The organism is Oscillospiraceae bacterium NTUH-002-81 (assembly GCA_032620915.1).
Taxonomy (GTDB): domain Bacteria; phylum Bacillota; class Clostridia; order Lachnospirales; family Lachnospiraceae; genus JAGTTR01.
This window is the reverse complement of the sequence record CP136052.1, coordinates 109,859-136,205: the sequence shown is the minus strand read 5'-3', so window position 1 is coordinate 136,205 and position 26,347 is coordinate 109,859. Positions and strand designations below refer to the sequence as shown.

The 26,347-nt window shown below is 53.1% G+C and carries 22 protein-coding genes, 1 tRNA gene, 1 other RNA gene and 3 pseudogenes; 11 read left to right on the top strand and 16 right to left on the bottom strand.

The window, feature by feature from the left end; genetic code table 11:
• Window positions 1–21: 21 nt before the first annotated feature.
• From recR to RJD28_00685, 4 genes are read right to left on the bottom strand one after another with little or no spacing between them, the layout of a single operon-like run.
• Window positions 22–618 carry a recombination mediator RecR gene (recR, locus tag RJD28_00700; protein WNV58122.1) on the bottom strand — a complete coding sequence of 199 codons (597 nt, stop codon included), beginning with the start codon at window positions 616–618 and terminating at the stop codon, window positions 22–24.
• Complete coding sequence (locus RJD28_00695) at window positions 618–965, bottom strand: YbaB/EbfC family nucleoid-associated protein (protein ID WNV58121.1); 348 nt, start codon at window positions 963–965, stop codon at window positions 618–620. Before RJD28_00695 ends, recR begins: the two co-directional genes overlap by 1 nt.
• Window positions 966–988: 23 nt before the next feature.
• On the bottom strand, window positions 989–2,551 hold the full coding sequence (gene dnaX, locus RJD28_00690) for a DNA polymerase III subunit gamma/tau (protein ID WNV58120.1): 1,563 nt from the start codon (window positions 2,549–2,551) through the stop codon (window positions 989–991).
• Between the two features lie 29 nt (window positions 2,552–2,580).
• Entirely contained in the window at window positions 2,581–3,639 is a 1,059-nt protein-coding gene (locus RJD28_00685) for an ATP-dependent 6-phosphofructokinase (protein ID WNV58119.1), read from the bottom strand.
• 231 nt (window positions 3,640–3,870) lie between these two features.
• Between RJD28_00685 and RJD28_00680 the strand changes: the two genes are divergently transcribed.
• The 5 genes and pseudogenes from RJD28_00680 (at window position 3,871) to RJD28_00660 (ending at window position 7,339) form a co-directional block, all read left to right on the top strand.
• Window positions 3,871–3,958, top strand: a tRNA-Ser gene (locus RJD28_00680).
• Between the two features lie 350 nt (window positions 3,959–4,308).
• Window positions 4,309–4,524, top strand: a pseudogene (locus RJD28_00675) (transporter substrate-binding domain-containing protein).
• Window positions 4,525–4,598: 74 nt separating this feature from the next.
• Window positions 4,599–5,147, top strand: a complete 549-nt coding sequence (locus tag RJD28_00670) for a transporter substrate-binding domain-containing protein (protein WNV58118.1) — start codon at window positions 4,599–4,601, stop codon at window positions 5,145–5,147.
• Window positions 5,137–5,625, top strand: coding sequence for a hypothetical protein (locus RJD28_00665; protein WNV58117.1), 489 nt, complete (start codon window positions 5,137–5,139; stop codon window positions 5,623–5,625). Before RJD28_00670 ends, RJD28_00665 begins: the two co-directional genes overlap by 11 nt.
• A complete protein-coding gene (locus RJD28_00660) occupies window positions 5,537–7,339 on the top strand; it encodes a response regulator (GenBank protein WNV59530.1) in 1,803 nt (600 codons plus the stop codon). The genes RJD28_00665 and RJD28_00660 overlap by 89 nt, the downstream gene beginning before the upstream one ends.
• 91 nt (window positions 7,340–7,430) lie before the next feature.
• On the opposite strand, the pseudogene RJD28_00655 reads toward RJD28_00660, so the two are convergent.
• Window positions 7,431–7,627: pseudogene (locus RJD28_00655) on the bottom strand (hypothetical protein).
• A 91-nt stretch (window positions 7,628–7,718) separates the two neighbouring features.
• Here RJD28_00655 and trpS point away from each other — a divergent pair.
• Window positions 7,719–8,780 (top strand): tryptophan--tRNA ligase, encoded by a 1,062-nt coding sequence (trpS, locus tag RJD28_00650; GenBank protein WNV58116.1) that lies wholly within the window; start codon window positions 7,719–7,721, stop codon window positions 8,778–8,780.
• A gap of 205 nt (window positions 8,781–8,985) precedes the next feature.
• Here the strand turns inward: trpS and RJD28_00645 are convergent, their stop codons facing one another.
• The 6 genes and pseudogenes from RJD28_00645 to RJD28_00620 all read right to left on the bottom strand — a co-directional run bounded on the left by RJD28_00645 (window position 8,986) and on the right by RJD28_00620 (window position 14,434).
• Complete coding sequence (locus RJD28_00645) at window positions 8,986–9,972, bottom strand: LysR family transcriptional regulator (GenBank protein ID WNV58115.1); 987 nt, start codon at window positions 9,970–9,972, stop codon at window positions 8,986–8,988.
• Between the two features lie 655 nt (window positions 9,973–10,627).
• Window positions 10,628–10,889: signal recognition particle sRNA large type (gene ffs / locus RJD28_00640), an RNA gene on the bottom strand.
• Window positions 10,890–11,090: 201 nt separating this feature from the next.
• Window positions 11,091–11,561 (bottom strand): annotated as a pseudogene (gene tadA / locus RJD28_00635) (tRNA adenosine(34) deaminase TadA).
• Between the two features lie 6 nt (window positions 11,562–11,567).
• Window positions 11,568–12,659, bottom strand: a complete 1,092-nt coding sequence (locus RJD28_00630; protein WNV58114.1) for a DUF6128 domain-containing protein — start codon at window positions 12,657–12,659, stop codon at window positions 11,568–11,570.
• Window positions 12,660–12,789: 130 nt separating this feature from the next.
• Complete coding sequence (rsmA, locus tag RJD28_00625; GenBank protein ID WNV58113.1) at window positions 12,790–13,659, bottom strand: 16S rRNA (adenine(1518)-N(6)/adenine(1519)-N(6))-dimethyltransferase RsmA; 870 nt, start codon at window positions 13,657–13,659, stop codon at window positions 12,790–12,792.
• 1 nt (window position 13,660) lies between these two features.
• Complete coding sequence (locus RJD28_00620) at window positions 13,661–14,434, bottom strand: TatD family hydrolase (protein ID WNV58112.1); 774 nt, start codon at window positions 14,432–14,434, stop codon at window positions 13,661–13,663.
• Between the two features lie 326 nt (window positions 14,435–14,760).
• Between RJD28_00620 and RJD28_00615 the strand changes: the two genes are divergently transcribed.
• Both RJD28_00615 and RJD28_00610 read left to right on the top strand, forming a co-directional pair.
• Complete coding sequence (locus RJD28_00615) at window positions 14,761–15,324, top strand: manganese efflux pump MntP family protein (GenBank protein ID WNV58111.1); 564 nt, start codon at window positions 14,761–14,763, stop codon at window positions 15,322–15,324.
• A gap of 47 nt (window positions 15,325–15,371) precedes the next feature.
• Window positions 15,372–16,196 carry an SGNH/GDSL hydrolase family protein gene (locus RJD28_00610; GenBank protein WNV58110.1) on the top strand — a complete coding sequence of 275 codons (825 nt, stop codon included), beginning with the start codon at window positions 15,372–15,374 and terminating at the stop codon, window positions 16,194–16,196.
• Between the two features lie 102 nt (window positions 16,197–16,298).
• Here the strand turns inward: RJD28_00610 and metG are convergent, their stop codons facing one another.
• A complete protein-coding gene (metG, locus tag RJD28_00605; protein WNV58109.1) occupies window positions 16,299–18,278 on the bottom strand; it encodes a methionine--tRNA ligase in 1,980 nt (659 codons plus the stop codon).
• A gap of 547 nt (window positions 18,279–18,825) precedes the next feature.
• Between metG and RJD28_00600 the strand changes: the two genes are divergently transcribed.
• Complete coding sequence (locus tag RJD28_00600) at window positions 18,826–20,613, top strand: DUF885 domain-containing protein (GenBank protein WNV58108.1); 1,788 nt, start codon at window positions 18,826–18,828, stop codon at window positions 20,611–20,613.
• Window positions 20,614–20,689: 76 nt separating this feature from the next.
• Here RJD28_00600 and RJD28_00595 read toward each other — a convergent pair whose 3' ends face one another.
• The 4 genes from RJD28_00595 to cdd all read right to left on the bottom strand — a co-directional run bounded on the left by RJD28_00595 (window position 20,690) and on the right by cdd (window position 23,970).
• The gene (locus RJD28_00595) at window positions 20,690–21,124 is read right to left on the bottom strand and encodes a MarR family transcriptional regulator (protein ID WNV58107.1); all 435 of its coding nucleotides are present in this window, start codon (window positions 21,122–21,124) and stop codon (window positions 20,690–20,692) included.
• Between the two features lie 120 nt (window positions 21,125–21,244).
• Window positions 21,245–22,123 (bottom strand): DegV family protein, encoded by an 879-nt coding sequence (locus RJD28_00590; GenBank protein WNV58106.1) that lies wholly within the window; start codon window positions 22,121–22,123, stop codon window positions 21,245–21,247.
• A gap of 132 nt (window positions 22,124–22,255) precedes the next feature.
• Complete coding sequence (locus RJD28_00585; GenBank protein WNV58105.1) at window positions 22,256–23,560, bottom strand: pyrimidine-nucleoside phosphorylase; 1,305 nt, start codon at window positions 23,558–23,560, stop codon at window positions 22,256–22,258.
• Window positions 23,557–23,970 carry a cytidine deaminase gene (gene cdd / locus RJD28_00580; protein ID WNV58104.1) on the bottom strand — a complete coding sequence of 138 codons (414 nt, stop codon included), beginning with the start codon at window positions 23,968–23,970 and terminating at the stop codon, window positions 23,557–23,559. The genes RJD28_00585 and cdd overlap by 4 nt, the downstream gene beginning before the upstream one ends.
• 490 nt (window positions 23,971–24,460) lie before the next feature.
• Between cdd and RJD28_00575 the strand changes: the two genes are divergently transcribed.
• Window positions 24,461–25,567, top strand: a complete 1,107-nt coding sequence (locus tag RJD28_00575; GenBank protein WNV58103.1) for a DUF4118 domain-containing protein — start codon at window positions 24,461–24,463, stop codon at window positions 25,565–25,567.
• Window positions 25,560–26,258, top strand: coding sequence for a response regulator transcription factor (locus RJD28_00570; protein WNV58102.1), 699 nt, complete (start codon window positions 25,560–25,562; stop codon window positions 26,256–26,258). Before RJD28_00575 ends, RJD28_00570 begins: the two co-directional genes overlap by 8 nt.
• The last annotated feature ends 89 nt before the right edge of the window (window positions 26,259–26,347 follow it).

Below are 26,347 nucleotides of genomic sequence, written 5' to 3'. Positions count from 1 at the left end.
TTTTCAAGTTTTTGCTTATGGTTACAGCTCGGTCCGCCCTTCCAGCGCACGGAGCAATGTGACTTCATCGATATATTCCAGATCGCCGCCCACCGGCACGCCGCTGGCGATCCGCGTCACCTTGATGCCTGTCGGCTTCACCAGCTTGCTGATGTACATGGCCGTCGTCTCCCCCTCCAGACTGGAGTTGGTGGCGATGATGACCTCCTTCACATCCCCCTGGAGACGCTGCATCAGCTCTTTCAGACGGATGTCCGCCGGGCCGACACCAAGAAGCGGAGAGATCGCGCCGTGGAGCACATGATAGACGCCCTCATATTTGCCCGTTTTCTCATAGGCCGCCAGGTCTCTCGTGTTCTCCACCACCATGATGACGCTGTGATCCCGCTTGGGGTTGGCGCAGATCGGACACACCTCCGCGTCCGTCAACGTGCAGCACTCCTTACAGTAGCGGACGTTCTTCTTCGCCTCTAGGATCGAGGACGACAGCTCTTCCACCTGCTCCAGAGGCAGATGAATGAGGTGAAACGCCAGCCGCTGGGCGGATTTGGGGCCGATGCCCGGAAGTCTCGACAGCTGCTCTATTAACTTGCTGATCTGACTGCTGTAGTAATCCATCAGAACGGGAATCCTCCGCCCATACCGCCGGTCAGCTTGGACATGTTGGCCTTGGAAGCCTCCTCCACCTGACGAAGAGCAGAGTTCACAGCTGCCATGACCAGATCCTCCAGCATCTCGATGTCCTCGGGATCAACGACCTCTTCATCCAGAGAAATCTTAGTCACCTCATATTTACCGTTCAGGGTCACCTCAACGGCTCCGCCGCCTGCAGATGCGGTAAACTCCTTCTCTTCCAGCTCTTTCTGCTGCTCCTCCATCTGACGCTGCATGCGCTGTGCCTGTTTCATCAGATTATTCATGTTTCCCGGCATACCGCCGCCCGGAAATCCACCTCTTTTTGCCATATTCTTTTCCTCCTGTTATTTGCTTAATCTTCTATTGTAATGTCCATATTGACGATTTTCTCAATATCTACAAAACTATCCTCAAAACTTCTGCCCTGATCCACCAGCTTGATGTCCAGCTCCACCTGTTTGCCGATCCGGCTCTCGATGGCCTCGATCAGCTCCTGTTTCTGGACATCCCGGTTCACAAAGTCGTAAGCTGTCTCATCCTCAAACACGATCTGCAGCCGGTTTTCCCCGCCCAGGCTCAGCCTTGCGTGCCGCAGGTAATTCTTTGTCATGCCTGACAGATCGCGGATGATGCCCTTCCAGTCTGCCACCACCTGTTTGATATCATCGGGGATGGCCCGGTCCAGCACCGGTTTCGCCTGGGGTTTTACTTCCGCCCGGCTTCCCGCACTGGCCGCAGGCGCCGCTGCCTGCACGACAACGCCCTCCTCCAGCTTCCGCTCCACCTCTGCGATCCGGTCAAATACCGTATCCATGTTGCGCTCCATGGCCGGTCTGCACAGCCGGATAACGGCAATCTCCGCCATGATCCGCTTCTGGGAGGCAAACTTCATCTGTCCTGCCAGCTCAGAGAAAATCCGGATCCACCGCATGAGCGTCTCCGGCTCCACCTGGGCGGCGTCCTCTTTCAGCTGCCGCAGATTTTCTGTGGACATGTCCAGCACATCCTCCATCTGATCGGCGCTCCGCACCAGCAAAAGGTTGCGCAGATACCAGGTAAAATCCGTGACAAACTGCCCCAGCTCCCGGCCCTGGATGACCAGATCGTCCAGCGCCCGGATGCAGCCCGGGATATCGCCCCGCAGCAGTTTTCCAAAGAAATTGCTGAACACCTCGGTGTCCACCGCCCCAAGCACTTCCAGTACATGGTCGTAGGTCAGCTTTTCCCCCAGATAAAAAGCGATACACTGATCCAGCAGGCTTAACGCATCACGCATGGAACCATCCGCCGCCTTGGCCACATAGCGGACCGCCTTTTCCTCGGCTTCTACCTGCTCTTTTTCCAAAAGCTCCATAAGACGGTCGGTGATGGTGTCGATGCCGATGCGCCGAAAATCATATCGCTGGCACCGGGACAGGATCGTCACCGGGATCTTGTGGGCCTCGGTGGTCGCCAGAATGAAAATCACGTATGCCGGCGGCTCCTCCAGCGTTTTCAGCAGGGCGTTGAACGCGCCTATGGAAAGCATATGAACCTCGTCGATGATATAAACCTTATATTTGCCCTCTGCCGGAGAATATGCCACCTCTTCCCGGATCTCACGGATGTTGTCCACGCCGTTGTTGGAGGCCGCATCGATCTCGATGACGTTCATGGACGCCCCGGAGGCGATGGCCCGGCACATCCGGCATTCCCCGCAAGGGCTGCCTTCCACCGGGTGCTCACAGTTCACCGCTTTGGCAAAAATCTTCGCCACCGTGGTCTTTCCCGTGCCTCTCGTCCCGCAGAACAGGTAAGCATGTCCGATACGATCCGCCGCGATCTGGTGTTTCAGGGTCGTCACGATATGATCCTGCCCCTTCACATCCTCAAATTCCGTCGGGCGGAACTTCCGGTACAGTGCTGTATAAGACATGTGCTTCTTCCTTTCTTCCCGCCAAAACCCTAGTCACCAAAGCTGATGCCGATGGTCTTGGCTTCTTTTACAATATCCGAATCCGGCTCAACCATTTTCAGCCGTCCCGCCACTTCCTGCAGCGGTGTCTTGTCGATCTTGTTATTCTTCACGGAAACCATATAGCCAAAGTCGCCGTTCATGATCAGCTCCGCCGCCTTGGCGCCAAGTCTTGTGGACAGCACGCGGTCGTAAGGACATGGACTTCCGCCTCTCTGGGTGTGTCCGGGCACAGTGATGCGCACCTCCACACCGCTTCTCTCCTGAATCTGCTGCGCCAGCTCATAGGAAATGGACGGATATTTGGCAGCCTCCAGTTTTTTCTTATATTCTTTCTTGGAAAGGGCCGCATCCTCCTGGGAAATGGCGCCCTCTGCCACCGCCAGGATGGTAAACCGCTTGCCCGCCTGGTTCCGGCGCTCGATGGCTTCAATGACTTTATCAATATTATAAGGGATCTCAGGGATCAGGATGATATCTGCGCCTCCGGCGATGCCTGCATGCAGCGTCAGCCAGCCCACCTTGTGGCCCATGACCTCCACGATGAATACCCGGCCGTGGGAAGCTGCCGTGGTGTGGATACAGTCAATGGCCGATGTAGCAATGTCCACGGCACTCTGGAAGCCGAAGGTCATGTCTGTTCCCCAGATATCGTTGTCAATGGTCTTGGGCAGGCCCACGATGTTCAGCCCTTCCTCCCGCAGCAGGTTGGCCGTCTTCTGGGTGCCGTTACCGCCCAGGATCACCAGACAGTCCAGGTTCAGCTTGTGGTAGGTGTGCTTCATGGCCTCCACCTTGTCCAGCCCGTTCTCATCTGGCACCCGAATGAGCTTAAACGGCTGTCTGGAGCTTCCCAGAATGGTGCCGCCTTTGGTCAGGATCCCGGAGAAATCCTGTGCCGTCAGCATACGGAAATTGCTGTAGATCAGCCCCTTATATCCATCCAGGAATCCATAGATCTCCACATCATCGGTGTAGGTAAAAAGTCCCTTCACCACGCCTCTCATTGTCGCGTTCAGTGCCTGGCAGTCTCCGCCGCTGGTCAGCATACCAATTCTTTTTCATTCCACAACGCCTCCGTTATCCTTTTCTATATCACTGCATACACATAGTCCCATCTTTATGCTTCAAGCCTAATGATTGATGCCTCCGGATTCTTTGACCCTTAGTATCAATCATTATATAATAATTTCCTCGGGAGGACAAGGCATATTCAAAATTATAAACTTCCCCCTTTTCTTGCTTCTTTTTGTATGGTATAATGCTATTTGAATTGTTTTGGAGATGTATCGAAGTGGTCATAACGAGCTTGACTCGAAATCAAGTTGTCGGGCAACTGGCACGTGGGTTCGAATCCCACCATCTCCGCTTGCAAAGGACACCCGGGTTGATGCCATCCGCATTGACTGAGTGTCCTTTTTCGTTATCCTTCATCTGTAAAAAGTTGTCACCAGGTTGTTGTTCGAGTTTCCCGTCGCGCGTTTTTGCGCCTGTCCTGCACGTTCTGTCGAAATTTGTCTTCATATTCTTCCGTATTTTATCCCTGTAAATACTTGAAAAATCGAGCGTCTTCGCATATAATCTAACTACATTTTTCATTTATTCCATATTTTGGATATGGCCAGAAGAAGGTGCATTGTCGGAACGGACAATGTATCTTTTTTTCGTTTCGGCCGGATTCGACAAAAATTTACAATCTACGAGCAAAGGATGATGTAATGAAAATGCGTACACACAAGTATCGAACCCGCATGATTTTCTGCTGTGCTGCAGTCCTGCTGGCCACGGCACTGACCGGCTGCGCAGAACCCCGGGAAGTCAAAACAGCTCCGGACAGCGACACGCCCGCCATCATTGTCGGCAGTGACAATTATCCGCCGTATAACTATGAGGATGCCGATGGCAAGCCCGCCGGGATTGACGTGGATCTGGCCACAGAGGCATTCCGCCGCATGGGCTACCGGGCGGTCTTTACCACCATCGACTGGGAATCGAAAAAAAAGAGCTGGTGGAAGCCGGCACCATCGACTGTATCTGGGGCAGCTTCTCCATCGACGGCCGGGAAGAGCAGTACCGCTGGACAGAACCGTATATGTACAGCCGTCAGGTGGTGGCTGTCCGGGAAGACAGCCCGATCTGCAGCCTTGCCGATCTGGAAGGGGCGCGGATCGCTGTCCAGTCTACCACCAAACCGGAAGAAATCTTCCTGTCCCACACCGACCAGCGGATTCCGGCACTGGAGGAGGTCTTTTCCCTTCAAAATCGGGAACTGATTTATCCGTATCTGAGCAAAGGCTATGTGGATGCCATCGCCGCCCACGAAATAGCGCTTTTACAGTGCATGGCCGACTATGACCTGCGCTACCGGATTCTGGACGAACCGCTTCTGACGGTGGGCCTGGGTGTTGCATTCGCCCGGTCGGATGAGCGCGGGCTGGAAAAGACACTGTCCCAAACCTTTGAAGCGATGCGCGCTGATGGCACCATGGCGCAGATCATCGGCAAGTATCTGGATCATCCGCAGAAATTCATGGAGGTGGACGCACATGCAGATTAAAAAACCCGGAATTCCGGCTGCCAAACGCCATATTCTTGCACATCTTCTGCTGGGCATCCTCCTGATCACAGGCATCACCTTTACCGCCGCGCGGGCCGACCTGGTATCCACCCAGCGATCCCTGTCCGCAACCACCAGCTACGTCAAGGAACAGTGCAACCGCTATGCCCGCATCGGACTTGCCTCAGAGACCAAAAGCCTCATGCGGATCATGGAAAGCTGCAAACAGATTTCTTATCATCTGAAAGAAGCCAACGGTCTCTGTACAGACAGCGCCATGGAAGGGTATGCCCGAAGCAGCTATGTTTCCGGCATTTTTCTGCTGGATGCAAAGGGGCAGGTAGCCTCACAGTACCATGCCGAAGAGCCCGCGTCGGATCTGCTCCTGGATGCCCTCGCTTCTCCGGCCCTTCTGGATACCGCCGTCTGGCCGGAAAAAACGGTATGCCGTCCGCCTGCATTGCCCGGACGGAAGTGAGATTGATCTGGCTGCCACGGCCCGGCAGGATGCCAGCGGCATTGTTGTCGCCTACTATCATACCCCACTGGAATACATAGACGCTTTCAATCTCTCCATTGCGTCGCTGCTGTCCGGCTACAGCACGGAAAATGACGGCACCATCGTCGTCAGCAGCGGAGATACCATCGTTGCCAGCAATAACCCAACGCTCATCGGCCACAGTGCCAGTGACATTCCCATCCTGCGCAAAATCAGAACCATGCCGGAGGAAAACAAACTGGCCCACACCCGGCAGACCCCCAGTTCTCTTTCTCAGTATTTTGGGTTAATGGAACGGAGCCGGGATTTCTATGTCTACAGCTTTCTGCCGGAGCACAGTGTTTTTTCCAACACCCCGCAAATTTTCCTCTACTCGCTCATCGGCTATATCATTCTCTTTGCCGGTATCAGTGCCCTTCGCTGGAAAATGGCCCAGCGCTACCGGGAAGAGCAGATCCAGGCACAGCAGGAATACGCCGCACAGCTGAAGGATACCAACGAACAGTTAAGCATTGCTGTCGCGCAGGCTGACCGGGCCAACGCAGCCAAGACCAGCTTTCTCTCCCGGATGAGCCATGACATCCGCACGCCCCTCAACGGCATCATCGGTCTGCTGGAGATCGACGCCGCCCACCCGGAGGACACGCACCTGGTCAACACCAACCGGGAAAAGATGCGGGTGGCGGCCAGCCATCTGCTTTCCCTCATCAACGACATTTTGCAGATGAGCAAGCTGGAAAGCGGAGAGATCACCCTGGCCCGCGAAGCGCTGGATCTGAACCGTCTGTCCGTGGAGGTGCTGACCATTATCGAACAGCGGGCCGCCGAATCCGGCATCACCATGACCTACGATCCCCATTCCGATCCGGTCACTTTTCCGTGGGTATACGGAAGTCCGCTGCATCTGCGGCAGATTTTTCTCAATATTTATACCAACTGCATCAAATACAACAAAATCGGCGGCTCCATCTCCACGCTCTTTACCTGTGTCAACACCGCTGACACGCAGGTCACCTACCGCTGGACGATCACTGATACGGGAATCGGCATGAGCGAAGCGTTCCTGAAGCATATTTTTGACCCCTTTGCCCAGGAGCGGGCCGATGCCCGAAGCATCCACCATGGCACCGGGCTTGGCATGACCATTGTCAAAGGGCTGATCGAGCAGATGCACGGCACCATCGAGGTCCGCAGTCAGGAACAGGTGGGCTCCACCTTTATCATCACGATTCCCTTTGAGATCGCAGAGCAGGCGACGCCTGCGGAACCGACCACTCCCAGCACCGTATCCACCGGCATTCAGGGACTTTCCCTGCTGCTTGCCGAGGACAATGCGCTGAACGCGGAGATCGCGCAGATCCTCCTGACCGATGCGGGCGCCTCTGTCACCACCGTAAGCAACGGCGAACAGGCAGTAGAACAGTTCCGCACAAACCCGCCCGGCACCTTCGATGCCATCCTGATGGATGTGATGATGCCGGTGATGGACGGCCTCACCGCCACCGGGCAGATCCGCGCTCTTGGACGTTTCGACGCCCGGACCATCCCTATCATCGCCATGACAGCCAACGCTTTCGCAGAGGACGCCCGGAAGTGCCTGGAAGCCGGGATGAATGCCCATCTGGCCAAGCCGCTGGAGATCGACAAGGTCATTGCCGTCATTTCCCGGTGCACCCGCAATACACGTACCTAGCCGACAAACGCACATGACAGTTCCCGTGCTTTTCCCCGCATGACATCCGGAAGAATTGTCCGGGTTTTCGGTTGACGCTTTTTCGTACAAACTATATAATGATGCCAGGGGCAAAAGTCTGTATCCATGTGAGCTTGCTCACTAGTGGATACAAGACCTTGAGCCCCGCCCCGATATGAGCATAAAAGCAGGATGCAATCCTGCGATATGCGAATATCAGCGCGGATTGCGAAAGTGCAGGGCACGAAGCAATCTGCAGGCATCATGTATGCCCTGACTTGCAAGCAGACTGTGACATATCCCAACAGTGTATGTTTCGTGCCGACCAGAGCAGAAAATGGATTGCGATAATTATTATAATAATAAGGAGATTACGTGTATGAAAAAAGTAATTTTAACCGGAGACCGCCCCACCGGCCACCTGCATGTGGGCCACTATGTGGGTTCTCTGGCAGAGAGAGTAAAGCTTCAGAATTCCGGATTATATGACGAAGTATATATTATGATCGCAGACGCCCAGGCGCTGACGGATAACGCCGAGCATCCGGAGAAGGTGCGCCAGAACATTCTGCAGGTTGCACTGGATTACCTGGCCTGCGGCATTGATCCTGAGAAATCCACGATCTTTATTCAGTCCATGGTACCGGAGCTGACAGAGCTTACCTTCTATTATATGAATCTGGTAACCGTTTCCCGTGTACAGCGCAATCCTACGGTGAAATCCGAGATCCAGCAGCGCGGTTTTGAGACGAGCATCCCGGTGGGCTTCTTCTGCTATCCCATCAGCCAGGCAGCGGACATCACTGCTTTCGGCGCCACCACCGTTCCTGTGGGCGAGGATCAGATGCCCATGCTGGAGCAGTGCAAGGAGATCGTGCACAAGTTCAACAGTGTATACGGCGATACGCTTGTGGATCCGCAGATCCTGCTGCCGTCCAACAAGGCATGCCTGCGTCTGCCCGGCATCGACGGCAAGGCAAAGATGAGCAAATCTCTGGGCAACTGCATTTACCTGTCCGACGAGTCAGAAGATGTGCGCAAGAAGATCATGTCCATGTTCACAGACCCGAACCATCTGCGCGTGGAAGATCCCGGCCAGGTGGAGGGCAACCCGGTATTCACTTATCTGGATGCATTCTGCCGTCCTGAGCACTTTGCAGAATTCCTGCCGGACTATGCAAATCTGGACGAGCTGAAAGCACATTATCAGCGCGGCGGTCTGGGCGATGTGAAGGTGAAGAAGTTCCTGAACAACGTCATGCAGGCAGAACTGGCACCCATCCGCGAGCGCCGGAAGATGTGGGAACAGCGCCCGAACGATGTGTATGATATCTTACGGGAAGGCAGCCGCGTGGCAGAGGCCAAGGCCGCCGAGACGCTCCGCAATGTCCGGGCATCCATGAAGATCAACTACTTCGAGGATAACAACCTTTTAAAGTAAAAGCAGGCGATACCTGATTGGTGATATATACCTGAAATTTTAAAAGCAAATATGCTGTAAGAAAAGGTGCTGCAGCATGATCCCCACGGATCGTGTTACAGCACCTTCTTATTTTTTATTCTCGTTTTCCCTGCACGCGTCTGATGGTCGCATCCCATCGGACCTGCATCTGCATTTCCCCTAGCATTTTTGCCTTATACTATCTTTATTCCTGCGGCAGCATCATGCCCGGCGTCGGTGTGGGCGGAAGACCAATCTCCTCGTCTTTCTTCACCTGCTCCAGAATGAACTCGATGAATGCTTTCACGGCAGGGGTCATGTAGCGATCCTTCTTGTATACCAGATACTGGTTACGCATGGGCGGATTCTTGCGGAACCGCAGCACCGATACCTTATTGACAAGAAGGGACGGGCTGTCCGGAATCGCGGCAACGCCCAGCCCGGAGGAAACCAGACCGATGAGTGTGTGATCGTCATGGGACTCGAATGCGATCTTCGGCTTAAATCCGGCCTCCGCACACATTTTGTTGAACACATAGTTGGTTCCCGTGTTGGAACTGGAATTGATGATGAAGTTCTCATCCTTTAATGTCGTCAGATCATCGATATATTCCGTTCCTGCCAGACGGCAGCGGGGCGGCACGATGAGGATCACCTCTTCCACCTGGATCCTGTGCTTCACGATACCGGCATATTTTTTCTCCGTATCATCATAGTCGCCGCAAAGACCCACATCCGCGGTTCCCTCAGCGATCTGTTTCAGAATCGTACTTGTTGCCTCATAGCGCATGGAAAAATCTGTGTCGGGATATTTTCTGCGGTATTTTCGAATGATATTTGGCAGATACTCCGCACACATGGTGTATGTAGCTGAGACGGAAATGCTTCCGCTCTTCAGGTCGATCATATCATGGATCTTGCGCACACCGCCGTTGAGCTCCTCGGCTGCGCCGGACACGTTCTCATAAAAAGATTCTCCGTATACGGTGAGCTTGATGTTGCGCCCCTTCTTCTCGAACAGCGGCGCTCCCAGCTCCGACTCCAGATTATTGATCGCCTTCGTAAGTGCTGACTGCGTGATAAACAACAGTTCTGATGCCCGTGTGAAGTTTCCCGTATCGGCCGCCACCAGAAAATACATCAGATGCTGCCAGTTGAGAAACATCAGGTCCTTCCATTCAAAATTTGTCATTTCAATCACCCTCTAACTCCTTCTGAAACTATAAATACCCTGTCCTTATTTTACATGGAGAATGGAAATTTGTAAACGAGGAAAATTTTTCCCGGTTCAAAAGAATTTTAGTAATTTGTATTTCCCCATGGACCGTGCTATTATTCAGTTACAAGGTGAAGCGAGGAAAGGAACCGATACCCAAAATCTTCCTTCTAAAGTACCCATTTAAGGCATGCTAATCCTGAGTTTGCCTGTTATTGTTTGTTATTGTTAAGTTTAATAAAAAACGGTTCCTGAAATCCCTTACCTCACATCGTAATAATAAGCCCAAACGAAAAGGCATCTGCGAGTACGCAGGTGCCTTTTCGTTGCTGTCCATGTGAGTTGATCCTGTAAATCAACAGAAACCAATCCTATACTTCCGCAGTTCGTCTGCGTTCTGTATATAAAAAAATCGAAAGACTGCCTTCACAGCTCTCGATTTACTTTCATAGCTTTATTTTCTTCTAGCTTCTTTCACGCACGAACCCGCGCTATTCTTTATTTATTCGCTCACGAACTCGCGCTATCGCGCTTTATCGCCTGCTGACGCAGGCTGTTCGCTCACTAATCATGCAAGAAAAGTAAATGCCGTCTTCGACGTCGCTTCCTTTTCTTCTGCGCTGATTAAAATCCGTACGTCCTGCTTTGAACCTGTTACACAGACGTTACCCTGACAGTTAACTCGGCCCAGGCACCCTCACGTCACATGAGAGGTTCCGCTTAGTGCTGCTCCATTCCTGACCTGACACGATTCACGGATTCCCATTGCGTAAGACCCAAACGTCAATATCACTTATCAGGGGCAGCTCTGCATAAATCAGCCCGCGGCAGGACATCACCCCAGCTGTAGCGGATTGCTGGTACAGGGTGCCGCTAACTCCCCGGCTGTACGGAAACTTTATGACTTGGTCTTGACGCAGATATTTTCTGCGTGCAGTTTAGTATAGCGTGTTTTCCCAGTTTTGTCAAACAGATTCCTGCCGACCGTCCACAGTCTGTTGCGCCTCTGTCTCCGGCAGCGTAGCCTGCGGATTCTGTATATCAAATTCCAGCGATTTCTGTCCCTGCTGGGCGGCCTCTGCCTCCCGTTTCTGGCGCTTTTCTTCCCTGTTGCGCACCCGCAGCTCGGCGAAGAACTGTTTCAGCATCTGGCTGCACTCTTCTTCCATGACGCCCCGGGTGATGTCCACCTGATGATTGAACTGCTTCATCTGTAAAATATTCAAGATGGAGCCCGCGCATCCCGCTTTGGGGTTCATGCAGCCAATGACCACTTCCTTCATCCGGGACTGGACAATGGCCCCGGCACACATCTGGCACGGCTCCAGCGTCACATACATGGTGCAGTCCTCCAGCCGCCAATCTCCCATAACCTTGCTGGCCCGGCGGATCGCTGTGATCTCCGCATGGCAGAGTGTATTTTTATCTGTATTGCGGCGGTTGTACCCCCTGCCGATGATCTTTCCATCGTAAACGATCACACAGCCGATGGGCACCTCCCCCAGCCGATAAGCCCGTTTTGCCTGGGCGATGGCCGCTTTCATGTACTTCTTTGCTTCCTCCATGTATGGTTATTCCTCCATTTTTCTCAACCAGTACCCCATATTTTCCACGTTGCCGTATGCGTCCACCGTTTTCCGAAACTCCGGGAACCCGAACAGCGACGCCATCAGCTTTTCCTGAATATAAAATTCTCCCGGCACCCCCAGGATCAGCATGCCGTCCCCAGCCTCTGTCCCCAGTAAAATATGCCCGTAATTATAAAATCCATGCAGTAAAAAGCTGTTGTTCACCAGATATTTTCCGTTATCCTGGAACGTCAGCAGATCCTTCGGTTCCAGAAAAATATACTCTCCGCCGTCCTGCTCCCCGAAGGGATGCAGCCGTTCCCGGCCCTTTCGAAGCTTCTCCCACAGCGTTTCCAGTGCCTGGGCTTCCAGGCGAGAAGGATCTGTAGCGGCGTGTGCCGGATCTGATGGCAAATCGGCTGTCGGCACTTCCTGCATTGAATCACTTACCTGTATCACAGATTCTGGCTGCGTGCAATGCGGTTCCTGACTCGACGTCATATACTGGGACGAACCCAGTTCATCCGCCACATCAGCATTTGTCATTCTCACTGACTTCGCGTGATGTTCCATCTGCACGTCTCGCTCGAACTTTGTTTTATCTGTCATTCGGTTTTGCTCCGCAGATTCACTGTTTCCAGCCGTCTCCTGAACAGGCTTCGCTGTTCTTTCCGTCGGCGCTGCCTCGTCTGCCTGCCCCGTCTCATGAAATACCAGCTGTTCCAGCGACACGGCCTCGTCGTCCCACCGGGTCGCAAACAGGTGATCCTTCTCCGACAGGATGATGAGCCCTGCCATTTGTCCCAAATCCAGGCCGGACTGCATGATATTTTCCGTCTCGGTCACCAGCTTCATCTGTGCGCTGCCGGAACGGATTACCGCCTCTCCCAGAAGGATGCCCCGCATTTTCCCGTCTTTCCGGTAAAAAATATAGAATTTGCAGGCATTTCCTTCCGCCACCCAGGCGCCCTTGATCTGAATCTGGATGCGGCACTCCCCGTTCCGGGATTCCACCTTCGTAAATCCGACATTTTTGACGCGTTTTCCCTGATTGTACAGATATATGTATGCCACCAGGCGTCTGTAGTCTGACATATCCGGCTCCTTAAAATATTTTCTATCCTATTTCTATTCGGATTCCTTATTTTAAGAACCGGTTTCTCAGTAATTCTATTATCTTGTTCAGCGTACTTTTCAACTGCTGTTCTTGTTTCCGTTAAATATTCTACGCCTCTTCCACCAGAAGATTGGACAGCTGCGCAAACTGCTCCAGTGTCAGCACTTCCCCGCGCACAGTGGGGGACAGCCCCATCTGCTCCAGTGCTGCCAGCACCGCCTCACGTGTGGCATGCACTTCCGGGGAATTGTTCAGCCCGTTGACCAGCGTTTTCCGGCGCTGGTTGAAGGAAGCGCGAACAAGACGGAACATCTTTTTCTCATCGTCCACCTGCACCGGCGGCTGGGCATAGCGGGTCAGGCGGATCACCGCAGACCCTACCTTGGGCCGGGGCATGAAACAGTTGGGCGGCACATTGGCCACGATGTAGGGCTGGGCATAATACTGCACCGCCAGAGAAAGAGCGCCGTAATCCTTCGTGCCGGGGCCCACCTGCATCCGGTCAGCCACCTCTTTCTGCACCATGATGGTGATGCTGTCCAGCGGCACATGGCTCTCAAACAGCCCCATGATGATGGGTGTCGTAATATAATAGGGAAGGTTTGCCACCACCTTGATGGGGCGGCCGCCGTTCTTCTCCTGTGCCAGACGGCAGATATCCACCTTCAGAATGTCCTCGTTGATGACGTTCACGTTGTCGTAGCCGGACAGCGTGTCCTTCAGGATCGGAATGAGGTTCCGGTCGATCTCCACCGCCGTCACTTCCCGGGCAGCCTCGGCCAGATACTGGGTCATGGTACCGATGCCCGGCCCGATCTCCAGCACAAAATCTTCCTTTGTAATGTTGGCGGACTGGATGATCTTCTCCAGTACATGGGTATCGATCAGAAAGTTTTGTCCGAACTTTTTCTGAAACATGAACTGGTATTTATTCAAAACTTCTATCGTATTTTTCGGATTGCCAAGTGTCGGCGCCATGTTACGCTCTCCCTTCCAGAAACAGTTTTTTCGCGTTGCGGTTCGTTGTCTCAATGACCTCCTCTGCCGTGATCCCTTTGATCTGTGCGATCTCCTGGGCCACATACGGCAGGTTCAGAGAGGAATTCCGTTTTCCCCGGTTGGGCACCGGCGCCAGATACGGCGAATCCGTCTCCAGCAAAATGGAGGACAGGGGCACCGCCTCCGCTGTCTCCTTTAATTTCCGGGCATTCTTAAACGTCACCACGCCGCCGATCCCGATATAATAACCCATTTTCACATATTCCAGCGCCATTTCCTTCGAATAGGAATAGCAGTGGATGACACCACCGGTGGTATGGGCATGATGCTGGCTGATAAGCTCGAACGTCTCCTGGGCGGCCTCCCGGCTGTGGATGATGACCGGCAGCTTCGTCTCCACCGCCAGCTCCATCTGCCGCACAAACCATTCCCGCTGCTGCTGTCTGGGCGCGGTGTCCCAGTAATAATCCAGGCCGATCTCCCCCACTGCCACAGCCTTCGGGTGGGCACACTGCTCCCGCAGCCACTGAAAATTCTCCTCATTCAGCTCTCCCACACCGTCCGGGTGAACGCCCACAGCCGCATAGATGAACGGATAGCGCTCCGCCAGGGCAATGCTCCTTCCCGTGGACGCCAGATCTGCCCCAACGTTGATAATATATTCAATTCCATTTTCCTGCATACCGGCAAGAAGCGTCTCCCTGTCCCCGTCAAATGCCTCATCGTCATAATGCGCATGGCTTTCAAAAATCATCGGTTTTCCTCCAAATCGCGATTTACCGCTGTTACTAGTGTATGCGATAGCAGGGTAAAATGCAAGGGGCATGAAAAAAATCCGGAAACTGTTTGACTTTTGTCCACCTATTGATTATACTTTATCAATAGGTAAGGGAGTAGTTAGCACCTCCGGTGTAACAGGGTCAACATTCTGACGGCGGCCGTCTGGCTCTGTTCATGGCGATTTTATCGGCTATAACGAGACTTATCTACAGTTTTTCTGTAGATAAGTCTCGTTTTTTATGTTACCTTAATGAATTTTTAAGAAAATTCCACTACTTATTAAGAAAGGAAATGGGTATAATGGGTTTAACAGAGTTATTTATTCTGGCAGTAGGTCTGTCAATGGATGCATTTGCAGTTGCAGTCTGTAAAGGGCTCGCCATGCAGAAGATGAACTGGCGTCACGCCATCATCATCGGTCTGTATTTTGGGGGATTTCAGGCTGCCATGCCTTCGCTTGGCTACATTCTGGGCATAGGATTTCAAAGCTACATTCAGGCGGTCGATCACTGGATCGCATTTGTTCTTCTCACCTTTATCGGTCTGAACATGGTACGCGAATCCAGAGACCGGGAGGCGGAACATGCGGATCCGTCCGTCGGCTTTCAAGTCATGGTGATCCTTGCCATCGCTACCAGCATAGATGCTCTTGCAGTAGGCGTTACCTTTGCTTTCCTGCAGGTCGACATTGTTCCCGCCGTCTGTTTCATCGGAACTGTGACATTTCTTCTGTCCGTGATCGGCGTCAAGGTCGGCAATGTATTCGGCACCCGGTATAAGTCCCGCGCAGAACTGGCGGGCGGACTGATCCTCATCGCCATCGGTGTCAGGATTCTGCTGGAACATCTGGGATTTCCCGCCTGACTGTACAGTAACAGATACAGCTTTTACAATTCAAAGGAATGATGAGTATGAATTTATTCAACAAACGTAAATGGCTCGCTCTGCTTCTTTCCATATTCGTACTCGCCAGCGCCGTATATTTAAGCGGCTGCACCTCGAAGGATACGGACACCTCATCCACCCGGGACAGCTCGCTGGTTATCAACGCCCTCGGGGACAGTATCACCTATGGAAGCGGAACGGATGATTCCGGCAACGTGTATGTGAATCAGGTTGCCAAAGTTCTTGGCGCAGACAAGGTAAATAATTACGGATTACCCAGCTCTCCGATTTCGGATACTGTCAACCCGGCGCTTTCTGAGGAAGAGAACGAGAATCTTTCTTTCCTCTCCCGTGCTCCCAAGATGGAAAAGGATGCAGACATCATCTTCGTATTCGGTGGCGTCAACGACTATTCGCTGAATGTTCCCATGGGAGATGACGATGACGATTCTGCCGAGACCTTCTCCGGTTCCCTGAACCTGCTGTTCAGCGGGCTGGAACACGATTATCCGACGAGTAAGATTATCGCGCTGACACCGCTGAAGCGGTACGATCAGACCGGTGCCAACGACGAAGGATATGAACTGGAAGACTATGCGAACCAGATCAACACCATTGCAGACAAATATCCCCAGGTAGATTCCATCGATCTCTACCATGCGGATGAACTGGATTTCACCCACGGGGATGACAAGGATTATCTGGTGGACGGCCTGCATCCCAACGATGAAGGGCAGACGAAGATCGCCGATTACGTCACCGCCTCCCTGGCATCCATCAGGGGCATTCCCATTATCCGCCGCAACTGGCTGAAATTAAAGTTCCGCAATTTTCTGGCTGCCGCATTTTAAACACAGCCATCCCACCACAACAAAGAACCCTCTTGCATCGCCTGTTATGACGGATGCAAAAGGGTTCTTTTTATTCACATGCTATTTTAAGTCAATTCTTTTTTAGCAGATCTCTGCGCCGGCAGGCATCTTCTTCTCCGGTGCCATGATACTTAAATTACCCTCTGCATCTTCTGCACAGAGAATCATTCCCTCAGATACCACGCCTGCCAGGGTGGCCGGTTTCAGGTTCACCAGAACCATCACCTTCTTGCCCACCATCTCTTCCGGTGTGTAGTATTTGCGGATACCGGACACGATCTGTTTCACCTGGCTGCCGATCTTTACCTGAGAGCACAGCAGCTTCTTGGACTTCTTCACTGCCTCACAGGAAATGATCTCGCCTACCTGGAACTGTAATTTGGAGAAATCGTCGTACTCGATCTCCGCCTTAGGCTCGATGTCGATGACGGGCGCCTCTTCTTTTTCCTCAGCCTTTTCCTCGGCTGCACCGGAAGCTGCCTGCTGCGCTGCTTTCAGCGCCTCCACCTTTTCCAGCACGTCCTTGATGTCCAGACGGGCAAAGAGGATCTCCGGCTTGTCGGTGACTTTCGTGCCGTTCTCATACAGGCCGAAAGTGTCCATAGAATCCAGGCTTCTCTTCTTGCCGTTGATCTGGGCAAGGATCCGCTCGGAGGTCTCCGGCATAAACGCATACAGCAGGGAAGCGCCGATGGAAATGCTCTCTACCAGGTTGTAAAGCACGGTTTCCAGACGTTCCTTCTTATCCTCTTCTTTGGCCAGTGCCCAAGGCATCGTCTCGTCGATATATTTATTGCAGCGCTTGAACAGCGTAAAGATCTCGGAAATAGCATCTGCCACCCGCAGCTCTTCCATGCGTTCTGCAGCCTTCTTCGGTGCCGCCAGCACAACACTTTTGAGCTCCTCATCCACCGGCTCGTTCACACCGGCATTGCGCACCACGCCGTCAAAATATTTGTTGGACATGGAAATGGTACGGTTTACCAGATTTCCAAGGGTGTTGGCCAGGTCGGAGTTCATCCGCTCTACCATCAGTTCCCAGGTGATGACGCCGTCATTCTCGAAAGGCATCTCATGCAGCACAAAATAGCGAACCGCATCCACGCCGAACATATCCACCAGATCATCCGCATAGATGACATTTCCCTTGGATTTGCTCATCTTGCCATCGCCCTGCAGCAGCCACGGATGTCCGAATACCTGCTTGGGCAGCGGCAGATCCAGCGCCATGAGGAAAATCGGCCAGTAGATCGTATGGAAACGAATGATGTCCTTGCCGATCAGGTGCAGATCTGCGGGCCAGTCCTTCTTAAACTGCTCGGTACTGTCTCCGTCGCAGTCGTAACCGATACCGGTGATGTAGTTGGTCAGGGCGTCCAGCCATACATACACCACATGCTTCGGATCAAAGTCCACCGGAATGCCCCAGGTAAAGGACGTTCTGGATACGCACAGATCCTGCAGGCCCGGCAGAAGGAAGTTGTTCATCATCTCATTTTTGCGTGCCACCGGCTGGATAAACTCCGGATGGGTGTTGATGTGCTCGATGAGGCGGTCTGCGTACTTGCTCATGCGGAAGAAATAAGCCTCTTCCCGCGCAGGCTGTACCTCTCTGCCGCAGTCCGGGCATTTACCGTCCACCAGCTGAGATTCTGTGAAAAAGGACTCGCAGGGCGTACAGTACAGCCCCTCATAATACCCCTTGTAAATATCGCCTTTGTCGTACAGTTTTTTGAAGATCTTCTGTACCTGTTTCTCATGATAATCGTCCGTGGTGCGGATGAATTTATCATAGGAAGTATTCATCAGATCCCAGATCCGCTTGATCTCGCCTGCCGCATCATCCACAAACTGCTTGGGTGTCACGCCTGCGGCCTCTGCCTTCAGCTCGATCTTCTGGCCGTGCTCGTCGGTTCCTGTCTGGAAAAATACGTCATAACCCTGCTCTCTCTTGAATCTGGCAATGCTGTCTGCCAACACAATCTCGTAGGTATTGCCAATGTGCGGCTTGCCGGACGCATAGGCAATGGCGGTGGTCATATAAAACTTCTTCTTATCCATGTTCATCTCTCCTCTTCTTCCTCATTCACAGGAATCCACTTCCCATGAAATAAAAAACCGCCTTCTTTTCAGAAGACGGGCATATACCGTGGTACCACTTCTTTTCATCCTTTTCTCACGAAAAAGACCTCAGCAGCGATCTGCGGACATTCTGGAACGGAATTTCCTGTCATACGAAAAATGTCTCCCGCAAATCTCTCTCCGCTGTAACGGGCGGTCCCTGTCGCAGCCTTACCCTTCTAAAAATAGAATTGCTCGGTGCGCCGCTCCGAAGCCATGTTCAGCAATCGGCCGTTCATCCCCTCACAGCCAGGCGTCCGCCCGGGGGATCTCTCTGAAAAACAGCCTGCAAAGCTTACTCTCTTCTTCCCTGCGTTTCCTTATTGTATATATGAGAAAGCCTATCACAAAGCACATCCCATTGTCAAGGGTTCGCAAAATCTTTCCCAGCTCTTTCTCGACTAGCTCTTACCAGTTCACTCGCGCCAAGAATATTCAGGTGAACTGGTACATATATATTTTTCCAAAGATTGCTTTAAGGAGCCCTATGCGAAAAAAGGTTCTTCTCCCTGTAATGGGACTGGCGCTGGCTGCCACTGTTCTCTGCCTGTTCTTTGCCCGCCCGGCAAACCTCTCTTCTTTTCATTTTCTTTCTTTTTCGACAAATATCGACGACGCAGACGCCTCCGCAGCGCTTTCCGCTCTCACGGACCGGTATTTTCAGGAAAAAGCTTCCTCCTCCACGCTGAATCTGCACTATACACTGGCCGATCCCGAAAGCTACGGCATTGCCAGGCAGCCTGTGCATCTGGGGATGATTTCCGCCGCTCTTCCGGAGGAAGAACGGATCCGCACAGAAAACACACTGGCCGCTCTTCATGGGATTGACCGCTCTGCCCTGAACGAATCGGAGAAATTTACCTGGGATGTGCTGGAGGACGCGCTGCAGGAAGAAATGGAGAGCTACGACTGGTACTTCTACGAAGAACCGCTCAGCCCCACCCTGGGAGTACAGGCACAGCTTCCCATTCTGCTGGCCGAGTATGCCTTTTACACAGAGCAGGATGTGACCGACTATCTGGAACTGCTCTCCCAGGTGGGGGACTACTTCGATTCTCTTGTGGCTTTTGAGCAGGAAAAAGCGGCCCGGGGGCTGTTCCTGTCGGATGCGGTGGCCGACGCTGTCATCGACCAGTGTATTGATTTCATCGAGGGACGGCAGGACTCCTATCTGCAGGTGCTGTTTGAGGAAAAGCTGGCTGCCCTTTCGGATGTTCCCGAAGCCAGAAAACAGCTGTACCTGGCGCAGCACACCCGGCTTTTGGAGCACACGGTTTTCCCGGCATACGAGCAGCTGGTGAACAGTCTGTGTGCCCTGAAAGGCAGTGGTGTCAACGACAAGGGGCTGTGCTATTTTTCGGAAGGCAGCGACTACTACCGATATCTGGTGCAAGCCGTCACCGGTTCGGAGAAAAGCCCGGCCCAGCTGCAGGCACTGCTGGATGAAAAACGTCAGGCCTACACCACAGAAATCCAGTCTCTTGCCGCAGCACACCCGGCGCTTTTGGCTTCTCTGGATCTTTCCCTGGACACCGGCACGCCGGAGCACACGCTGGAGACACTGCAACAGGCCATCAGCCGGGATTTTCCGACGCTTTCCAACATTTCCTACACGGTGCGGGACGTTCCCGCTTCCCTGCAGGCCACTTCCAGCCCGGCCTTTTACCTGACGCCACCCATCGACCGGCTGACGGACAATGTGATCTACATCAATCCCCGGGAAAATTATGAAGGACTGGATCTGTTCACCGTGCTGGCCCACGAGGGCTACCCGGGGCATCTGTATCAGACCGTATACAGCAGCACCCACTGCGCCAACCCGCTGCAGGGCATCCTGAGCTACGGCGGCTACACGGAAGGCTGGGCCACCTACGCCGAGCTGTACTCCTATGGCATCTGCAGGATGGAAGAACCCGCGGCCCGGCTGCTCATGCTGAACAAGGCCTGGGCACTGAACCTGTACAGCACCATCGATCTGGGTATCCACTATTACGGGTGGAGCGAATACGACACCTATCTTTTCCTGAACAGCTGCGGCATCACCGATGCGGCCACGGCCCGGGAGGTTTTCCTGGCCATCGTGGAAGATCCGGCCAACTATCTAAAATACTACGTGGGCTATCTGGAATTTGACGCACTAAAAGAACGGGCCCGGGCAGCACTGGGATCCAACTTCCGTCTGTACGACTTCCATGAATACCTGCTGTCCCTGGGACCCGCTCCGTTTTCTCTGTTAGAGAAGAAAATCGATGAATTCATTGCCAACCAGGATTGAACATTATTCAACACTGTCACTATATCATGATTCGCACGTTTCGTGCTTGACGCTGCTTCCAGCCTCCGAACAGGAATCAGAATTTCCGAAAAAATTCACTTAAGTTGGTAAGCGCCTTTGCCAGAACCACCTGCTCCTCCGGGGAAAGCTGCCCGATGACGGCATCCACCATGTCCCGGTGAAATTTTTCATGGTGATAGTAGGCCTTCTCCCCCTTTTCCGTCAGGGATAAGAGCACCACCCGCCGATCCGCCTCGCTGCGCACCCGGTCTACATACCCTTTTTTCACAAGGGCATTCACCGCAATGGTCAGGGTGCCCACTGTCACGGAGAGGCTTTTGGCCACGGAGGACATGTTGCGCGGCTCCTCGATACCGATCGCTTCTATTATATGCATATCGTTGTTGGTGATGTCACGGAACTGTTCCGTGATGATCGCCTTCTGCTCCTGATCCATGATCTCCCGAAACAGCCGGACAAGCACATCATTGATGGTCTGGTAAGTATCCACGGCGCCCTCCTTACTTCATTTCTTCATTACTCTTTATACTCTGGCATTGACTTTCCACTATTGTACAAAGTTCCTTCTTTATTCTGTCGCTGCTCTGCTCGGTATACATTCAGGCCCGCACTACTTATTTTCAGCGAGTTTTTTCGTGCAGGCGATAGCCAGCGCGCCCGGCCCGATGTGACAGGAGACGCTCAAAGACAGCGGATCCATCACGATCTCGTGGTTCGGATACAGTGCCTGCAGCTCTGCCTTGAACGCCTCCGCCTCTGTGCGGTCGGTGCCGCTGTATGCCACCTGGATCCACATTTCCTCTGCCTGCTCATCCGTGTGGAACCGGTCTTTGAAATCAGCCTGCATGGCATGAAGCATGGTCGCCTTGGCCTGTTTCATCGTCCGCGCCTTGGAAAAAGCATCCAGCTTTTCTCCCTGGATCTGCAGCACCGGTTTGATCCGAAGCAGGGTGCCGAGAGCTGCCGCTGCCGGTGTGATCCGACCGCCCTTTTTCAGATATTTCAACGTATCCACGGTGATGTAAATGCTGGAATCAAATTTCGTACGCTCCAGATATTCCCGGATCTCTGCCGCGCTCTTTCCCCGCTCAGCCAGTGTCTTCGCGTCCAGCACTGCCTGCCGCTGGGTGACGGAAATCCGCTGGTTGTTCACCACCTGCACCTTGCCGTCAAAATCCTGGGCCAGCATGATGGCCGTCTCACAGGAGCCGCTTAAGCCGCTGGACATGGGAATGTGCACGATCTCGTCATATTCCTTCAAAAGGCTGTTCCATAGATCCAGCACATCTCCCACCGCCGGCTGGGACGTGGAAATATCCGCATTTCCTTCCAGCTTTGCGTAGAAATCCTCCTGGCTCAAATTGATATCCTCATAAAACAATTCTTCATTAATATAAAAAGGCATGGGAAGCACCGTCACGCCGCACGCTTTCGCCTGCGCCTGTGTGATTCCGCTGTTGCTGTCGGTGACAACTGCAATTTTGCTCATCGATTCATCCTCTTTTCCATATGTAATCCCTTTGAAACACCAAATATCTTAACATATGAAAAATTGTTTTACAACCCGCTGTTTACGAACAAATACACAACAATGTCGTCGTAAACCGCTATCCGGTTTTTACTATCGCACTACCTGCCCCAGGATCAATGGCTGCTGCTCCCGGTTTTCCTTCTCGATGGTCAGCGCATGGAGGAACCGCTCCTCAGCATCTTTCAGCCGTCTGCGCTCCGACGTGTGGAAAAGCGCAATGGTCTGTCCCTGCTCCACATATTCGCCGGTCTTTTTCTGCAAAACGATACCGGCAGAATAATCGATGGTGTCGTCTTTCGTCTCCCGGCCGGCCCCCAGAAGCGCTGCCGCTACGCCGATAGCCTCTGTGTCCATATGGGTGATATAGCCGGATGCCGGTGCCTTGATCTCCTCAATAACCGGAGCCTGGGCAAACAGCGCCGGATCCTGGATGACGCGCACATCACCGCCCTGGGCTTCCACCATAGCTTCCAGCTTCCGAAGCGCCGCACCACTTTCCACAGCCTCTTTCGACATTCTTCGACACTCCTCGAGACTGCCTTTTCCCGCCAGATACAGCATGTGGGCTGCCAGCTCCAGGCAAATCTCCGTCAGATCCGCCGGGCCTTCTCCCCGCAGCGTCTCCACGGCCTCTTCCACCTCCAGAGAATTGCCGATCTTATGGCCCAGCGGGATATCCATGTTGGTGATCAGTGCGCCCACCTTTCGACCCGCATGTTCCCCGATGGCCACCATTTTTTCAGCCAGCGTCACCGCCTGCTCCTTCGTTTTCATAAATGCGCCGCTGCCGCATTTCACATCCAGCAGGATACAGTCACTTCCGGCAGCCAGTTTTTTGCTCATGATGGACATGGCGATCAGCGGAATACTCTCCACGGTGCCCGTCACATCCCGCAGGGCGTACATCTTCTTATCCGCCGGGGTCAGATTGCCTGACTGGCCGATGACGCACAGACCGATCTCTTTCACAATGCGGAAAAACGCTTCCCGATCCAGCGCCACCTGCATACCCGGGATAGATTCCAGCTTATCCACCGTGCCGCCGGTGTGGCCCAGACCTCTGCCGGACATTTTGGCGATCTTGACGCCGCAGGCTGCCGCAATGGGGCCCACGATCAGCGTCGTCTTATCGCCCACGCCGCCGGTGGAATGCTTATCCACCTTCACGCCCGGAATGGAGGACAGGTCTACCATATCCCCGGAATGCGCCGCCGCATCGGTCATCACCGCCGTCTCATGATCCGTCATGCCCTGAAAATAAATAGCCATGAGCATGGCAGACATCTGGTAATCCGGGATCTCCCCTTTCACGTACCCGTCGATCATCCAGCGGATCTCCTCATCAGACAGCACGCCGCCGTCCCGTTTTTCCTTGATCAGGTCATACATTCTCATTGCAATTCCTCCTTCGTAAATCCAAACGGGAGTACCTCTTCCAGGCTGCATTCCCGATAATCCGTCTCCGTCCTTGCCATCAGCACCCGAAATGCCTTCGGGTCACAGAACTCCGCCATCACCTGTCGGCACACGCCGCAGGGCGGGCAGTAATCCGTCCTGGCACTCTTCGCCGGGCCGCCCACAATGGCGATCATCTCGAATTCCTTCTCCCCTTCTGATATCGCCTTGAAAAAAGCAGTCCGCTCCGCACAGTTCGTCGGTGTGTAGGCCGCATTTTCAATGTTGCATCCCGTGTATACTTTCCCGGATCTTCCCAGCAGCGCCGCGCCCACCTGGAAGTGCGAATACGGCGAATAGGATCTCTTTCGTGCGGCGATGGCCTCTCTGATCAGTTCCTGCTTCTCCATCAGCTGTCTCCCCTTTTCTTGGTATTATTTTCAGAAAAAAACTTTTTTCTTATAAAATTGTCTGTTTTTATCTTACCATAAATTCAAACCTGCTGCAACAGAAAAGCCAGCTACACATGCCCAGCTTTGTATGAAAGCCAGCTCGCCATACGTAAAGTTCAGTCGCGCATTCGCAGAACCGCATCTTCGATGCTCTCCGCCGCTTCGCAGCTCATTTCTGCTCATATCCGGCGCTCCGTCCATGCTTTTATGCAGACAGATTCGTATGAAAGCCAGCTGCTTCGCGCCTTCAGCGCTTCCGCATCTGCCGCCAAAATTCGCAATCCAGGCTATCGCCTTACTTGCTCATTCCGGCTTGATTGTCAAATGCCCAGACGGGCTTACGTGCAAGCACGCATCCCGCCTGGGCGCTTGACAATGCTTTCATACGAATCTTAACACTTTCTTTATCTTCATTTATAATATAATAGAATGATGAGGAGGGCTCTCTATGGAAAAGTTACATATTTCAGATTTGTTTAAAACACTTTTTGTTCTGGCCGCAGCATACAAGATCAGTGACATCCTGCTGGGCTATACGGGCGTTGAGAACAACTCGGCATTGATCTACGCATTGGCTGTGCTCATCATTTCCCGGGTGACGGACGGCTATCTGTGGGGCATCGCCGCTTCCATATTCAGCGCTTTCTGCATCAACTATTACTTCATGTACCCTTACGCGAAGTTCAACATGACCATGCCCGGCTATACCGTGGCGGGCATCAGCATGCTGATCGTTTCCATCGTCACCTGCACGATGACTTCCCTGATCAAGCGGCAGGCCCAGGATGCCATCCGCCGGGAACAGCACACCCGGGAGCTGTACCAGATGAACCGGCAGCTGAACGATGAGCGCACGAAGGTACAGATTGAAGCGGAGAAAGAGAAAATGCGCAGCAACCTGCTCCGGGCTATTTCCCATGACCTGCGGACACCTCTGACGACCATCATCGGCTCTACGACACTGATCCTGGAAGACGGCCGCAACATGGAGGAAGCCGAGGTGCGCAAGCTGCTTACCGATATCCGGGACGACTCCGAATGGCTCATCGGCATGGTGGAAAACCTGCTGTCCATCACGAAATTCCAGCCCGGAGAGACAACGCTGAAAACACAGAATGAGGTCGTGGAGGATGTCATTTCCGACGCGGTGGTGAAGACGAAGAAGCGTTTCCCCAACACGAAGATCCACGTGGAGCTGCCCCAAGACATTCTCATGGCGCCCATGGATTCCACCCTGATCAAACAGGTGATCATCAATCTTCTGGAAAATGCCATCCGGCACTCCGGAGATACCGAGCATATTCAGATCGCTTCTTATGCAAAAGACAGCTTCGCAGTGATCGAGGTCAGCGACCACGGCCGCGGCCTGAACGCCACAGAAAACGACGGCGAGGAGCCTTCCAGCGATTCTTCCAAGGGACTGGGCATCGGACTTCCCGTCTGCGAAAGCATTGTAAAGGCACACAAGGGATTTTTTGAAAAAGAAAATCGTCCGGGCGGCGGCGCTGTTTTCCGCTTCGGACTTCCAATGGAGGAGGTAACACAGGATGAATAACGAGAAAACCATTTTGGTCATAGAGGATGAAAAAGGCATCCGCAACTTTATCCACAATGCACTGACCACCAACGGCTACAAGACCATTCTGACCGAGAACGGCAAAACTGCCCGGACAGCATTTCTTTCTCAGTGTCCGGATCTTGTACTGCTGGATCTGGGCCTTCCCGATGTGGACGGCCTTACCCTGCTGCAGGAGTTCCGGCAGTGGAATGAGACGCCTGTTCTCATCGTCTCTGCCCGCGACAAGGAATCTGAGAAAGTATCTGCCCTGGATATGGGCGCCGACGACTATATCACGAAACCCTTCGGTATCTCCGAGCTGATGGCCCGGGTGCGCACTGCCCTTCGGCATACGGCTTCCACCACAGACGCTTCCCCGGCATCCAACATCATCCATGTAAAAGATCTGACCATCGACATTGCCCGCCATACGGTAACCAAAGGGGAAGAAGAAATCCATTTTACCCAGAATGAATTCAAATGTCTGGCACTGCTGGGCAAACACGCCGGAAAAGTACTCACCTATGATTTCATTATGAAAAATATCTGGGGGCCGTACAGTTCTTCCGACAATCAGATCCTCCGGGTAAATATGGCAAACATCCGCAGAAAGCTGAAGGAAAATCCCGCAGAACCTCAGTATATCCTGACAGAGCTGGGCATCGGCTACCGTATGCTGGTGGACTGATCCGCCGGGTGTTCTGCCAAAGATTAACAGTTTCTTTACGCCGGTGTCTTTTCTTTTAACACTATCTTTATCAGAAAGTGCGTTATACT

Bases quoted from the DNA above. Each gene is read 5' to 3' on its own strand.
- recR (WNV58122.1), bottom strand. From the start codon at position 618: ATGGATTACTACAGCAGTCAGATCAGCAAGTTAATAGAGCAGCTGTCG.
- RJD28_00695 (WNV58121.1), bottom strand. From the start codon at position 965: ATGGCAAAAAGAGGTGGATTTCCGGGCGGCGGTATGCCGGGAAACATG.
- dnaX (WNV58120.1), bottom strand. From the start codon at position 2,551: ATGTCTTATACAGCACTGTACCGGAAGTTCCGCCCGACGGAATTTGAG.
- RJD28_00685 (WNV58119.1), bottom strand. From the start codon at position 3,639: ATGCTGACCAGCGGCGGAGACTGCCAGGCACTGAACGCGACAATGAGA.
- RJD28_00665 (WNV58117.1), top strand. From the start codon at position 5,137: ATGCAGATTAAAAAACCCGGAATTCCGGCTGCCAAACGCCATATTCTT.
- RJD28_00660 (WNV59530.1), top strand. From the start codon at position 5,537: ATGCCCTCGCTTCTCCGGCCCTTCTGGATACCGCCGTCTGGCCGGAAA.
- trpS (WNV58116.1), top strand. From the start codon at position 7,719: ATGAAAAAAGTAATTTTAACCGGAGACCGCCCCACCGGCCACCTGCAT.
- RJD28_00645 (WNV58115.1), bottom strand. From the start codon at position 9,972: ATGACAAATTTTGAATGGAAGGACCTGATGTTTCTCAACTGGCAGCAT.
- RJD28_00630 (WNV58114.1), bottom strand. From the start codon at position 12,659: ATGTCAGACTACAGACGCCTGGTGGCATACATATATCTGTACAATCAG.
- rsmA (WNV58113.1), bottom strand. From the start codon at position 13,659: ATGGCGCCGACACTTGGCAATCCGAAAAATACGATAGAAGTTTTGAAT.
- RJD28_00620 (WNV58112.1), bottom strand. From the start codon at position 14,434: ATGATTTTTGAAAGCCATGCGCATTATGACGATGAGGCATTTGACGGG.
- RJD28_00615 (WNV58111.1), top strand. From the start codon at position 14,761: ATGGGTTTAACAGAGTTATTTATTCTGGCAGTAGGTCTGTCAATGGAT.
- RJD28_00610 (WNV58110.1), top strand. From the start codon at position 15,372: ATGAATTTATTCAACAAACGTAAATGGCTCGCTCTGCTTCTTTCCATA.
- metG (WNV58109.1), bottom strand. From the start codon at position 18,278: ATGGATAAGAAGAAGTTTTATATGACCACCGCCATTGCCTATGCGTCC.
- RJD28_00600 (WNV58108.1), top strand. From the start codon at position 18,826: ATGCGAAAAAAGGTTCTTCTCCCTGTAATGGGACTGGCGCTGGCTGCC.
- RJD28_00590 (WNV58106.1), bottom strand. From the start codon at position 22,123: ATGAGCAAAATTGCAGTTGTCACCGACAGCAACAGCGGAATCACACAG.
- RJD28_00585 (WNV58105.1), bottom strand. From the start codon at position 23,560: ATGAGAATGTATGACCTGATCAAGGAAAAACGGGACGGCGGCGTGCTG.
- cdd (WNV58104.1), bottom strand. From the start codon at position 23,970: ATGGAGAAGCAGGAACTGATCAGAGAGGCCATCGCCGCACGAAAGAGA.
- RJD28_00575 (WNV58103.1), top strand. From the start codon at position 24,461: ATGGAAAAGTTACATATTTCAGATTTGTTTAAAACACTTTTTGTTCTG.
- RJD28_00570 (WNV58102.1), top strand. From the start codon at position 25,560: ATGAATAACGAGAAAACCATTTTGGTCATAGAGGATGAAAAAGGCATC.